This window comes from Flavobacterium cerinum, from assembly GCF_004028155.1.
Classification (GTDB): domain Bacteria; phylum Bacteroidota; class Bacteroidia; order Flavobacteriales; family Flavobacteriaceae; genus Flavobacterium; species Flavobacterium cerinum.
Genome location: NZ_SBII01000006.1, coordinates 31896 through 44796 on the forward strand (window position 1 = coordinate 31896; position 12901 = coordinate 44796).

The following is a 12901-nucleotide window of genomic DNA, read 5'->3' on the forward strand; positions in this document are numbered from 1 at the left end:
AACCGATTAAGAGTTTTTAGATGCTTCCCGTGCTTTTTCAGCCTGTTGAATATGTCTTTGATTATGATAGATTACAACCCTGAAAGTATCACCCAGTTTCAATTTTATGAGGGATGAAATACTTATACCCGCTTTTGTTTTATTGAGACTAACATGGCGGGCTTTATTAAGCAATTCGAGCATTTGGATTTGCTGATCCAGAAAGTTATCAATTACCGATATGTCCAGTTCGCTGTTTAACGGATTCATACTTTTAAAAGTATTCATCTTGTTCAATTTCTCCTTAGGCAGTAAGCTGTTTGCAAAATAGTTACCCAGTAGTCCACTTTTAAAATCTGTTTCTTTTGGGTATCGGCTTTGCTCTATCTGCTTAGCGATTTCAGGAAGGTAAAATCTGCCATATAAGTTTAAATGTTCCAAACACTCTAAAGCACTCCAGCTTTGAGATGCAGCTTTATAGTTTAGTGCATTGTCTGTTTTAATTTTCAGTAATTCTGCTTGGTTTATATTTTGACGTGTTCGCTCAATTAAGTCCTGAATCAATTCTTCCGATCTTATTTTCATCTTATTTGTTTTAGCAAAGCTCCTAAACTTTCAAACGATAAACCTTGATTGAAATCAACGTTTTTTTAATCTTGACAAAGTTTCGGGGCTCATCCTCAAATAATTTGCAATATGCTTGTTTGGTACTTCTTGAAATAATTGCGGGCTTCTTTTTAAAACCCTGTCAAAACGTTCTTTAGGCGAATTGATCAATATATCTTTTTCACGTTCTATTTGCTGCAGGATCAGGTCTTCCAGTATTTTTACCCAAAGCTTTAAATGCTCTTCATTTTTATTAATGAACGTCATGAAACTTTTCTTCGGGATTACTTTTACACTTGTTTTCTTTATCGCCTGAATGTAAAAATCAGACGGGCTCTCGGTAAGAAAAGAGTCTAGAGAAACAATGATATTGTCTTTATATCCAAATCGGATAATACGCTCTTCATAATCATCCAGAACAAAAATCCGCAGGCTCCCCTCTTCTATGAGATAAATGTTGGTATCAATACTACTCTTAACTTTTAAAAACGCATTGCGTTCCACTGTAATTGTTTTCTCGACCAGATCATTCTGTTCTATCAGGCTTATTATATCTGCTGCTTTCATTGCTACATCAAAAATTTACTACGATGAATTTAATTATTTTTTTACCGATCCTGAAAATATTTCGTGCTCATCCCAACCTTTTGTGTAAAAAGATAATCTATATCTAAAAGATAAAATTTTACATCATGAAAAAGATTGTTCTGTTACTACTGTTAGCCTTTGGCTATACATATGCTCAAAAGCCCATTTTTACCAATGCAAAAGTAAAAGCGGCAACGGTTTATTTTAATGCTGCCGAAATTACCCAAACAGCAAACGTTACCCTGCCCGCAGGAACGTCAGAAATTGTAATTAAAAATGTTGCTAACTATCTTCTTGAAAACACCGTTCAAATTGGCGCTCCATCTAATCTTACGGTGATGTCGGTACAATTCACAAACGATTATATTTCGGAATATGAACCGGATGAAACTTCTCCGGTTATTAAAAAAGTAAGGGACAGTATCAAACTGGTTCAAAAAGAAATCGCACTGGTATCCAACCAAAAAGCATCCGAACAAAAAACACTTGAACTCTTAGACAAGAACAATCAGGTGTACGGGCAGCAATCCGGACTTAGCGTTGCCGAGCTGATGAAAATGGTAGATTACTACAAGCTGAAACGAACAGAAACAGCCAACGCAATTAATGCTTTTACCACAAAAGAAGAAAAGTTAAACGAGACTTTAGCAAGACTGAACAGCCGTTTAGAAACTAATACGAGTAAAGAAGAAAAAACATCTACCGGAAAACTGGTGCTGCAGGTTATGAACAATATTGCTGTAAGCACCTCTTTAGATATTACTTATTTAACCCAAAATGCAGGATGGTCTCCTTTTTATGACCTAAGAGCCGACAATACTACCGATCCAATAAATATGCTCTACAAAGCACAGGTAGTGCAGCAAACTGGTATCGATTGGAAAAAGGTAAAACTTACGCTTTCCAGCGGAGTTCCCAACCAAAACAATCAGGCTCCGGAGCTTAGTTCATGGTTTTTAAGACTTGGTTATGACAAAAGCATTGGTTATTTAGCCGCAGCACCAAATGTTTCGTCAGATATTATGATCAAAGGTCAGGCATCTGGCCTTGTTGTTGAGAAGAAATCCAAAGAATCTTCCATTTCAAATTACACAACAATCAATGAAAATCAGATGAACATTTCTTTTGATATTGATTTACCTTATGACATTTTATCTAACGGAAAAAGGCATAGCGTTACCCTTAAAGAAATAAAACTTCCGGCAACTTACAAATATTATGCAGTCCCTAAAGTGGAGAAAGAAGCGTTCCTTTTGGCTGAGATTAACGACTACTCCAAATTCAATTTACTGAAGGGCGAAGCCAATATTATCTTTGAAGGAATGTATATTGGTAAAACGTATATCGATCCGTCTCAAACTTCCGACACGCTTAACCTGAGCATGGGCAGGGATAAAAAAATTGCCATAAAACGTGAAAAAGTAGCCGAAAAATCAGGGACCAAATTTTTATCATCAAGCAGGGAGCAAACATTTACTTATGACATTACGATAAAAAACAACAAAAAAGACGCAGCCAAACTTATGATTAAAGACCAATACCCTATAAGTACAGATAAGGAAATAGAGGTAGAACTTTTACAAAGTGATGGTGCTAAAGTTGATAAAGAATCTGGTATACTAACCTGGGAACAGGAATTAAAACCCGGCGAAAATAAAAAGATACGAATTAGCTATCGTGTAAAATATCCTAAAAACAAAAACATAGACAACCTATAATGTTTTGTTAACCAATGCGTTACAAATAAACAGTTCTTGGTAAATTTACTACTATAATCCAATTAACAGTTTATGCTATGAAAACAAAATTATTATTATTTGCCCTGATATTATCAGGGGTCGGGTTTTCCCAAAGTATAAGTCTTCAACCCTTTGCAACAGGATTCAGCGAGCCTGTAGAGATTGTTAATGCCGGCGATAGTCGCTTATTTGTTGTTGAGCAGGGTGGACGTATAAAAATACTTAATGCTGATAAAACTGTAAATCCAACTGTTTTTCTGGATATATCAGGGTTGGTCACTTTTGGAGGTGAGCAGGGGCTTTTAGGATTGGCGTTCCACCCGGATTATGCTACAAATGGTTATTTCTATGTTGACTATGTAAATACTGATGGCAATACCGTTATTGCACGCTATACAAGAAGTGCAGGAAATCAAAATACGGCCGATCCGTCCTCAGCATTAATTATGCTTACCGTAGAACAACCATTTGAGAATCATAACGGAGGCTGCCTTCGTTTTGGTCCTGATAACTATCTCTATATTGCAATGGGAGACGGTGGAAGCGCTGGTGACCCTGGTAACAGGGCACAAAATAAAAATGAGCACTTAGGTAAACTATTACGCCTGGATGTAGATGCTCCTGCCCCTTATATCCCTGCCGGAAATCCTTTTGTAGGTATTGATGGTGCTGATGAAGTATGGGCTTATGGTTTGCGTAATCCATGGAAGTTTTCTTTCAGCCGAGTAAATAATCACTATCTATGGATTGCTGATGTAGGACAGGGCATATGGGAAGAAATAAATAGAATGTCTCCTACAACGGCAGGGGTAAACTATGGATGGAAATGCTATGAGGGCAATGAAGAATTTAACTTCTCAGAATGCTCTCTTGTTGAAATGTACACTATGCCGGTAGCACAGTATGCTAATAATAACACTTCGCGCTGCTCTATAACAGGAGGCTATGTATATACTGGGACAACATATCCGAATATGCTGGACAAATACTTTTTTGCCGACTATTGTACCGGTGAAATAGGGATACTGAACACCATTAGTTATACTATTACCTGGAGACCGGGTGAAGCAGGAACTACTACTTTTGGAGAAGACATCAATGGCGAGCTTTATGTAGCAGCAGGAAATAGTATTTACAGCTTAAAAGATACAACTGCGGGTACAGATGATTTTGATGCCACTCGTTTATCAGTGTATCCAAACCCGGCAAAAGATGAAGTATTTATCGATTTAAAAGATATAACAAATACAGGCATTGCAAGTATCTTTGACATTACCGGAAAACGATTAGTGCAACAATCAATAGAGACAAACAGCACCCGCATTGATACGTCTATGCTTCAAAACGGTATTTATCTTCTCACCATAGAAACGTCGGGAAGTAAATTCAGCAGTAAACTTGTTATCGATTGACATAAATAAAAAAGCCCTGCAATTGCAGGGCTTTTTTATTTATTATTTATGACGATTAGATCTCGTTAAGCATTTTTGAAATTTCATCTAATTTAGGCGTAAGGATAATTTCTATCCTTCTGTTTTTAGATTTTCCTTCGGCAGTATCATTACCAGCTACGGGAACAAATTCGCTTCGCCCCGCAGCTGTTAAGCTTTGAGGTTTAACACCTTTATTTTCTTTAAGGATATGAACGATTGCAGTAGCTCGTTTTGTAGAAAGATCCCAGTTATCAGCGATCTGACCACTTCCGGCATAGGCCGCATTATCGGTATGTCCTTCAATAAGTACCGAAATATCAGGGTTTGCAGCAAGTACTTTACCTACCTCCACCACAGCTTTTTTACCTTCTGCGCCAACAGTCCAGCTACCCGATCCAAAAAGTAATTTGTTCTCCATAGAAACATACACTTTACCGTTTTTTTGTTCAACAGTAAGTCCTTTACCTTCAAAACCGTTAAGTGCTTTAGAAAGGGTTTCTTTTAGTTTTTTAAGTCCGGCTTCCTGAGCAGCGATCATACCTTCCAGTTCGTCTACACGATGAGAACGTTCCTGAAGTTCTGATTTTAATTTATTAAGGCGTTCCTGCTCTGCAGCAAGTGCTTTACCTTTAGCCTCAAGTTCAGCAAGAAGTTCCCTGTTCTTTTTGCTAATGCTTTCGTTAGTCTCTCCGCTGCTTTTTTCTAAATTGTTGTATGACGACTGCAGGTTATCAAGACCCGATTTAGTCGATGCATAATCTTTAGAAAGTTTATCTCTTTCCGCCTTAAGTTTATCCAGTTGAGCCTGTAGATCTTTCGATTTAAGGTCAAGTTCGTTTCTCTCTTTACCAACTTTAGTATTCTCATCAGAAAGTTGTCGGTTTTCTTTTTTCAGGTCGGCATATTTAGTCTCAAGGTCTGTGTATACTTTTTTAGAAACACAGCTGGTAGTAAGTGCTAAAAGCAGTAATCCAACCGAAATTTTTTTGATAATCATTGTAGTGTCTTTTATTGATGTTTATTTTATTCGAATTCTACCATTACCGGACAATGGTCGCTATGCTTAGCTTCAGGAAGTATTACTGCTCTTGTAAGCCTTTCTTTCATAGGTTCAGTGACTAAAGCATAATCAATACGCCAGCCTTTATTATTTCCTCGGGCACCGGCACGGTAACTCCACCAGCTGTAATTGTGTGGTTCTTTATTAAAATGGCGGAAGCTGTCTACAAATCCGTTTTTAAGAAATGTATCCAGCCATGCCCGTTCTTCCGGTAAAAACCCTGAAACTTTGGCATTTCGAATCGGATCATGAATATCAATGGCTTCATGGCAAATGTTATAATCCCCACAAATTACAAGATTAGGCAGTTCTTTTTTCAGGTTAGTAATATACTCCTGAAAGTCGTGCATATACATAAATTTATGATCCAGTCTTTCTATATTAGTTCCCGATGGCAGGTAAAGACTCATTACAGAGAATGTATCAAAATCCAGCCTTAAATTACGGCCTTCAAAATCCATATGCTCTATGCCTGTTCCATACACAACATTATTAGGTTTATGCTTAGAAAATACAGCAACACCGCTGTATCCCTTTTTTTGAGCCGAATAAAAATAATGGTAAGGGTAACCTGCTTCTTCTATCTCATTGATAGCAACCTGGTCGTGAGTTGCTTTTATCTCCTGAAGGCAGATAATATCCGGATCAGCCTGTTTTAACCAATCCATAAAACCTTTTGTAAAAGCGGCACGTATACCGTTTACGTTATAAGAAATAATCCTCATTATGTGTCATTTGATTTTCAAAAGTAACCAAAAAACTATATAAATTAAATCTTTTGAAAAGATTTGACATTAACTTCTTTTATAACAGATAAATAGCCAGTTATTTAATAAAAACAATTAAAAAAATAATCTCCTTTAACCTTTCGCAAGAATTGTTATCTTTGTTTTTCGCCCGAAACACAAATGTAGATGAGTTTAGTTACAGCTAAAGAAGTTGCAAAAGCAATAAAGACTGACAAATACGGGTTTTTAGGGACTTTTTCAGGCTGGTTGCTGATGAGGATCTTAAAGATCTCTAACATTAATAAATTATACAACAGGAACAAGCATCTTAATGATCTTGTATTCCTGAACTCTATACTTGATGAGCTCCAGATAAAGTTTGAAATACCCGAAGAAGATCTTAAACGCCTGCCAAAATCAGGTGCTTATATAACCGTATCTAACCACCCACTGGGAGGTATAGATGGCATATTGCTTTTAAAATTAATGCTCGAACAGGAACCTAATTTTAAAATTATTGCCAACTTTTTACTACATCGCATTGAGCCTTTAAAACCCTATGTAATGCCGGTTAATCCTTTTGAAAATCATAAGGATGCAAAATCGAGCGTTACCGGAATAAAAGATGCGCTTCTACACCTAAGAGAAGGTAAACCATTAGGTATTTTTCCGGCGGGCGAAGTTTCTACTTATAAAGATGGAAAATTTGTTGTAGATAAACCATGGGAAGAAGGTGCTATGAAACTTATCAAAAAAGCAAATGTACCCGTAGTACCTATTTACTTTCACGCTAAAAACAGCCGCCTGTTTTATTTTCTTTCTAAACTAAGCGATACACTACGCACGGCTAAATTACCATCTGAACTACTTACCCAAAAAGACAGGGTTATTAAAGTAAGAATAGGCAAGCCAATATCTGTTGCCGAACAAAACGAGCACGAAACACTGGATTCTTATTCTGATTTTATCAGGATAAAAACCTATATGCTTGCTAACCCTTTTGAAAAAGAAACCAAGCTTATCGATACTTCAAACCTTAACCTTAAAATAAACAAAGGACCAAAGAAAATTGCTACGGCAGTTAATCATGACAAAATACTGGCTGAAGTAGCTGCTATGCGTAAAGGTGATTACCGTTTGCTGCAAAGTAAAAATTACGAGGTGTTTTTTGTATCGGCAGATAAGATCCCTAACATTCTTCATGAAATAGGACGCCTTCGTGAAATAACATTCAGGGAGGTAGGTGAAGGCACGAACGAATCACTGGACTTAGATCAGTACGACAAATATTACCACCATATGTTCCTTTGGGACGACCAGACCAAACAAATAGCAGGTGCTTACCGAATGGGATTAGGCTCTGATATCTATAAAAAACATGGTATTGATGGTTTTTATCTTCATGACCTTTTTAGGTTTGAGCCTGAGTTATATGACATGATGTCGAAGTCGATCGAGATGGGTCGTGCGTTTATCATTAAAGATTATCAGCAAAAACCAATGCCTTTATTCCTGCTTTGGAAAGGTATTGTACATACAACTCTACGCTATCCGGAACATAAATTCCTTATTGGTGGAGTAAGCATCAGTAATCAGTTCTCTGACTTCTCAAAATCATTAATGATCGAATTCATGAAGTCACATTACTACGATCCTTATGTTGCACAATACATACACCCTAAAAAGGAGTACAAAGTAAAACTGAAGGATGCCGATAAAGATTTTGTATTCAATGAAGCAGAAGCCGACCTAAATAAATTTGATAAATTTATTGAAGAGGTAGAACCGGGCAACCTCCGCCTGCCGGTACTTATTAAAAAGTACATCAAGCAGAATGCAAGAGTTGTAGCATTTAACGTAGACCCGCTATTCAATAATTCTGTAGACGGATTAATGTACATTCGAATTGCCGATTTACCCGAAAGCACAGTTAAACCTGTCATGGAAGAATTTCAGGCTGAACTGGAACGCAAGCTTACAGAAAAGGAAGAAGAACACCTATAGAATAAAACATCACCTATATACAATATTACTTAATAAGAAATCTTATTATAAAAAAGCCCCATTAAATGGGGCTTTTTTATTCTGGGAGTTTTACAGGAATACCTTATCAACAGGCTCCCATAATTCTATCTTATTTCCTTCGGGATCTACTATCCATCCAAATTTACCATAATCGTATGCCTGAGGCTCTCCTATGATGGTAACGCCTTCTTCTTTCAAAGAAATCAAAAGATTATCAAGATCATGCACTCTGAAATTTTGCATAAACTGTTTTTGCGAAGGCTCAAAATAATCGGTATCAGCAGCAAAAGGCGACCATTGTGTTGAAGCATCATTGCCTTGTTGATCCTTCCACCAAAATGTGCAGCCGTAATTATCTGTATTCAATCCTAAATGTTTGTTGTACCAATCTCTTAAAGCAGCAGGATCATCTGACTTGAAGAAAACACCTCCAATACCGGTTACACGTTGTACTGCTGTTTCTTCAACTTTATCTCCAAAGTAAACCGCTTTAATTTTGTCTACTATAACCTGCGCCAGTTTTTTATGACTCTCAAATGTCCACCCTGCAATGTGAGGCGATAACAAAACATTATCGGCCTCTAAAAGGTATTGAAAAGCTTCAGGTATATTCCTATCACTAAAAAGATGCTCAAAAGAGGATTTTTCATATTCCAACACATCCAGAGCAGCCCCTAAAACCTTTCCTGATTTTAGTGCTTTGGCAAGATCCTGAGTTACTACACTTTTACCACGTGCCGTATTGATAAGCCAGAATGGTTTTGCAAAAGCATTGATAAATTGAGCATTCACCATTTTATTGGTTTCGGGTGTCCAGGGAGTATGCAGACTCAGTACATCTGCATTTTGCTGTAGTTCTTCCAAGGTGACTTGTTTCGCGTTAGCATCTCCCATAGCTGGTTTTATATCATAACACAAAACATCTACATCAAACCCTTTTAATTTTTTAGCAAACGATTTGCCCATGTTACTATATCCAATAATACCAACGGTTTTACCCTCCAGTTCATGCCCTCGATTACCCTCTCTTATCCATTTACCACTACGTATCTCACCATCAGCTTTATTAAGATTATTGAATAATGACAATAGCATACCCAGCGCTTGTTCACTTACTGCATTCCGATTGCCTTCTGGTGCTGCAATAAGGTGTATACCTTTTGCTTCTGCATAATCACAATCAATACTTTCCAGCCCGGCACCTACACGTGCAATAAATTGCAGATTAACTGCTTTATCTAAAAACGCTTTATCAATATCAAAACGGCTTCTTATAACAATACCATTATAATTGGCAATTTTCGCTTCTATTTCTTCTTTCGAAGATTTATAATCGGCATGGTTTTCAAAACCAGCCTGTTCCAGCTGTTCCCAAAGCAAAGGGTTATTGCTGTCTATATGAAGTACTTTTATGTTTTGGATGAGAGATTGTGAATTCATTATACTGCGTTTAGTTACGCAAAGTTACATAAAGGGGGCAGATATTCTGTACAGTTTTAAAACCTTATAACAGAACATACTGAGCTCTTAAATATAACGTTGTAAGATAAATCATTATTTTTAGCACAAATCAACTAAATCATGAAACAACTTCTATTCTTATTGTTGTTCACCTGCCTTTGCAATGCTCAGCAGGAATTTAAAAACTATACCAAAGTAACAGTATGCAGACTGGTAAATACCGATGAAGGAAGCCCATGCAGTATAGAATATTATGCAAAGAAACTAAAGCGAACAGGGCATTATATACAAGCAATGGAATCGTTTAATGACACATTAGCCTATAGCCTGTTACGACTAAAAACAGAGGCCAAAAACTGGAATAAAGAGGTATGCAATTGTGGTGAAGAATCTGTAGGAAAGGCATTGGTGCCAAATATGTTCATCATAGAAGTGAACAATCATAAGGATACTGTATTTACAACAATAGGCAACAGAGCGGTATTCTTCCCTAACGAACAGCAGCAGTATACAGCTCCTCAAAACAATATCACATCAATTTTCCCTAAAGATGTTACCGACTTTTTTCTAAGAGATTTTACTTCAGAAATCAGCGCATGGAAGATGGACTCCATCCCGGCTAAAAGTGTCCTTTTACGAAAGAAACCAATTTACGATCTTACCCGAAAAGAATTTGAAAAAGACATTACTTACTTCAATTTTTCCAGAACTGACTCAGTATATATCGCTACCGGAAAGCTCCACAGAACTGTAAACTCATATTATCTTGGTGAAACAAAATTTAGTTTTGATGCTGTTCAGGATAGAATAAGCGAAGTGATCATTAATAAAACGCAAGACCTTTCTGATTTTTATACCATTGAAATAGATGGCGTAAAAATAGGAGACTCAGAAGAGGTGCTTTGCAACAAATACGACAATTCCACGCTTTTAAAAAACTGGGATGCACCGCTAAGTGCAATTAATAATTATTACACTTACGAAGTATATCTTGACAACCTTGAGGGATTAATACGATATACAATACGGAACAAGATTATATACTCCATCTATATAGAATTTAAGTATCCTAACGGCATGCGAAAAAAGAAGAAAAAGTAAATCCCAAATTCAATTAAAAACCAAGTAACATCTTGGCAATTGAGAAGTAGATCAAGATACCGCAAATATCATTACTGGTTGTAATAAATGGTCCGGTAGCCAAAGCTGGATCAATACCAAATTTATTTAAAAGTATCGGGACAAAAGTACCTATCAGCGATGCTATAACAATTACCGAAATTAACGACACACTTACTGTAATTCCAAGATCGTAACTTTTATTTAATAAAAAATGACTCCCCAATATTAATATCACTGCAAGTATAGCACCGTTAAGCAAACTTAAAGACACTTCTTTTATTAATCGGTTCCAAAGCGAACCGCTGATGCTATTATTTGCAAGACCCTGTACAATAATTGCAGAAGACTGTACTCCTACATTACCCGCCATTGCAGCGATAAGCGGCGTAAAGAAAAATAACTCTTTATGATTTTCCATAGCAGCATCAAAGCTATTCAATAGCCTAACACTTATAAAACCTCCCAGTAGTGCCAGTACAAGCCATGGCAGTCGCGCTTTGGTAAGATCAAGTATGCTGTCATCCGCCTCAACATCCTGCGAGATACCTGCCGCTAACTGGTAATCCTTGTCGGCTTCATCCTTGATAACGTCTACAATATCATCGATGGTAATACGTCCAACAAGACGTCCAAGCTCATCTACAACCGGTATGGCCTCAAGGTCATACTTTTGCATGATACGGGCTACTTCAACATCCGGGGTAGTTACTTTTACATAATCCACTTTAGGAATATAAATATCACTAATATTAGTTTTTGTAGAAGTAGTTAGCAGGTCTTTAAGAGACAGCCTGCCCTTTAATTTATTGTCGTCATCAACCACATAAATAGAGTGTACGCGCTGCACATTCTCTGCCTGCGCACGCATTTCTTTTACACAGGTTAATACATTCCAGTTTTCGTTTACCTTAACAAGCTCTTTTCCCATTAACCCCCCTGCGCTATTTTCGTCATAACGAAGCAGGTCTACAATGTCTTTAGCGTGTTCGGCATCAATAAGTTCAGATATTACCTCACCTTTTTTTCCTTCAGGAAGTTCGGCAATAATATCTGCAGCATCATCCGTACTCAACTCATCAAGCTCTTCGGCAATTTCTTTTGGTGAAAGATTCTTTAAGATCTTTTCACGCACTTCCTCATCCAGCTCAAGCAGTATTTCTGCTGTCTTTTCACTGTCAAGGATATGGAACAGATAGCTGGCTTCGCCGCTATCCAGTTCTTCCATAATTTCGGCAATATCAGCATAGTGAATATCCTCAAGGAGTGCCTGTAGCTGTTCCTCACGATTTTCTTCTATATATTGCTCTATCTGAGCAATAAAATCCTTGCTGATTTTAAACTCCATTCGCCGCTATTTTTTGTGTAAGATCTATAAATTGTTCCACCGAAAGTTGTTCCGGACGGAGGTCAAAGATAGTATCTTCCTTTAAACTATCCGATAGATTGTATGTTTTTAAACTGTTACGAAGTGTCTTTCTACGCTGATTAAAGGCCATTTTTACAACCGTAAAAAACAGTTTCTCATCTACAGGTAAATGGAAGTTTTCTTTACGTCTTAATCGCAGTACACCCGACTTTACTTTTGGTGGCGGATTGAACACATGCTCGTCTACAGTAAACAGGTATTCGGCATCATAAAATGCCTGCACCAGTACTGATAATATACCATAAGTTTTACTTCCTTTTTTCTCACAAATACGTTGCGCAACTTCTTTTTGGAACATCCCTGCAAATTCCGGTATTCTGCTCCTTAATTCTAAAGTCCTGAAAACAATTTGTGTCGAAATGTTGTACGGGAAATTTCCGATGATTGCAAACGATCCATCACCAAAATCCTCTGCAAGATTGTATCGTAAAAAATCTTTAGAAATAATTTTACCGTGCAGCTTTGGGTAATGTGCATTAAGATATTCTACCGATTCAGTATCGATCTCAATCACATAAAGATCTGTAGGCTTATCTAAAAGGTACTTTGTAAGCACACCCATACCCGGGCCTATTTCAAGTACTTTATCATATCCTTCCAGCGTAAGTGTATCTGCAATATCTTTTGCTATACTTTCATCTTTAAGGAAATGTTGTCCAAGATGCTTTTTAGCTTTTACTTTATCCATTTTGTGTAGGGGTGTTTTGCTAATGCAAAACGTTAGGCAGCTTAGT

At 37.2% G+C, this 12901-nt stretch carries 11 protein-coding genes and 1 pseudogene; 4 read left to right on the top strand and 8 right to left on the bottom strand.

Annotated elements, in window-relative coordinates; translation table 11 throughout:
- Nucleotides 1-6: 6 nt before the first annotated feature.
- Both EPI11_RS10145 and EPI11_RS10150 read right to left on the bottom strand, forming a co-directional pair.
- Nucleotides 7-564: a DinB family protein gene (locus EPI11_RS10145; RefSeq protein WP_128389861.1), complete on the bottom strand. Its 558-nt coding sequence runs from the start codon at nt 562-564 to the stop codon at nt 7-9.
- Between the two features lie 54 nt (nt 565-618).
- Nucleotides 619-1152 (bottom strand): Crp/Fnr family transcriptional regulator, encoded by a 534-nt coding sequence (locus EPI11_RS10150; RefSeq protein ID WP_128389862.1) that lies wholly within the window; start codon nt 1150-1152, stop codon nt 619-621.
- 125 nt (nt 1153-1277) lie between these two features.
- Between EPI11_RS10150 and EPI11_RS10155 the strand changes: the two genes are divergently transcribed.
- Nucleotides 1278-2891: a DUF4139 domain-containing protein gene (locus tag EPI11_RS10155; RefSeq protein WP_128389863.1), complete on the top strand. Its 1614-nt coding sequence runs from the start codon at nt 1278-1280 to the stop codon at nt 2889-2891.
- A 77-nt stretch (nt 2892-2968) separates the two neighbouring features.
- Nucleotides 2969-4324 (top strand): PQQ-dependent sugar dehydrogenase, encoded by a 1356-nt coding sequence (locus EPI11_RS10160; RefSeq protein WP_128389864.1) that lies wholly within the window; start codon nt 2969-2971, stop codon nt 4322-4324.
- Nucleotides 4325-4379: 55 nt separating this feature from the next.
- Here EPI11_RS10160 and EPI11_RS10165 read toward each other — a convergent pair whose 3' ends face one another.
- A complete protein-coding gene (locus EPI11_RS10165; RefSeq protein ID WP_128389894.1) occupies nt 4380-5339 on the bottom strand; it encodes an OmpA/MotB family protein in 960 nt (319 codons plus the stop codon).
- A 29-nt stretch (nt 5340-5368) separates the two neighbouring features.
- The gene (locus EPI11_RS10170) at nt 5369-6130 is read right to left on the bottom strand and encodes an exodeoxyribonuclease III (RefSeq protein WP_128389865.1); all 762 of its coding nucleotides are present in this window, start codon (nt 6128-6130) and stop codon (nt 5369-5371) included.
- 189 nt (nt 6131-6319) lie between these two features.
- Here EPI11_RS10170 and EPI11_RS10175 point away from each other — a divergent pair, with 189 nt between their 5' ends.
- Complete coding sequence (locus EPI11_RS10175) at nt 6320-8137, top strand: GNAT family N-acyltransferase (RefSeq protein WP_128389866.1); 1818 nt, start codon at nt 6320-6322, stop codon at nt 8135-8137.
- A 90-nt stretch (nt 8138-8227) separates the two neighbouring features.
- On the opposite strand, the gene EPI11_RS19260 is transcribed toward EPI11_RS10175, so the two are convergent.
- Nucleotides 8228-8653 (bottom strand): VOC family protein, encoded by a 426-nt coding sequence (locus EPI11_RS19260; RefSeq protein WP_394343638.1) that lies wholly within the window; start codon nt 8651-8653, stop codon nt 8228-8230.
- Nucleotides 8633-9598 (bottom strand): annotated as a pseudogene (locus EPI11_RS10180) (2-hydroxyacid dehydrogenase); the annotation flags it as partial. The gene EPI11_RS19260 and the pseudogene EPI11_RS10180, both read right to left, overlap by 21 nt.
- 141 nt (nt 9599-9739) lie before the next feature.
- Between EPI11_RS10180 and EPI11_RS10185 the strand changes: the two are divergent.
- A complete protein-coding gene (locus tag EPI11_RS10185) occupies nt 9740-10720 on the top strand; it encodes a hypothetical protein (RefSeq protein ID WP_128389867.1) in 981 nt (326 codons plus the stop codon).
- A gap of 13 nt (nt 10721-10733) precedes the next feature.
- Here the strand turns inward: EPI11_RS10185 and mgtE are convergent, their stop codons facing one another.
- On the bottom strand, nt 10734-12086 hold the full coding sequence (gene mgtE / locus EPI11_RS10190; RefSeq protein WP_128389868.1) for a magnesium transporter: 1353 nt from the start codon (nt 12084-12086) through the stop codon (nt 10734-10736).
- Nucleotides 12076-12855: a 16S rRNA (adenine(1518)-N(6)/adenine(1519)-N(6))-dimethyltransferase RsmA gene (gene rsmA / locus EPI11_RS10195; RefSeq protein WP_128389869.1), complete on the bottom strand. Its 780-nt coding sequence runs from the start codon at nt 12853-12855 to the stop codon at nt 12076-12078. Before rsmA ends, mgtE begins: the two co-directional genes overlap by 11 nt.
- Nucleotides 12856-12901 lie beyond the last annotated feature (46 nt).

Coding starts and splice junctions, on each gene's coding strand:
- EPI11_RS10145 (WP_128389861.1), bottom strand. CDS start 564: ATGAAAATAAGATCGGAAGAATTGATTCAGGACTTAATTGAGCGAACA.
- EPI11_RS10150 (WP_128389862.1), bottom strand. CDS start 1,152: ATGAAAGCAGCAGATATAATAAGCCTGATAGAACAGAATGATCTGGTC.
- EPI11_RS10155 (WP_128389863.1), top strand. CDS start 1,278: ATGAAAAAGATTGTTCTGTTACTACTGTTAGCCTTTGGCTATACATAT.
- EPI11_RS10160 (WP_128389864.1), top strand. CDS start 2,969: ATGAAAACAAAATTATTATTATTTGCCCTGATATTATCAGGGGTCGGG.
- EPI11_RS10170 (WP_128389865.1), bottom strand. CDS start 6,130: ATGAGGATTATTTCTTATAACGTAAACGGTATACGTGCCGCTTTTACA.
- EPI11_RS10175 (WP_128389866.1), top strand. CDS start 6,320: ATGAGTTTAGTTACAGCTAAAGAAGTTGCAAAAGCAATAAAGACTGAC.
- EPI11_RS10185 (WP_128389867.1), top strand. CDS start 9,740: ATGAAACAACTTCTATTCTTATTGTTGTTCACCTGCCTTTGCAATGCT.
- mgtE (WP_128389868.1), bottom strand. CDS start 12,086: ATGGAGTTTAAAATCAGCAAGGATTTTATTGCTCAGATAGAGCAATAT.
- rsmA (WP_128389869.1), bottom strand. CDS start 12,855: ATGGATAAAGTAAAAGCTAAAAAGCATCTTGGACAACATTTCCTTAAA.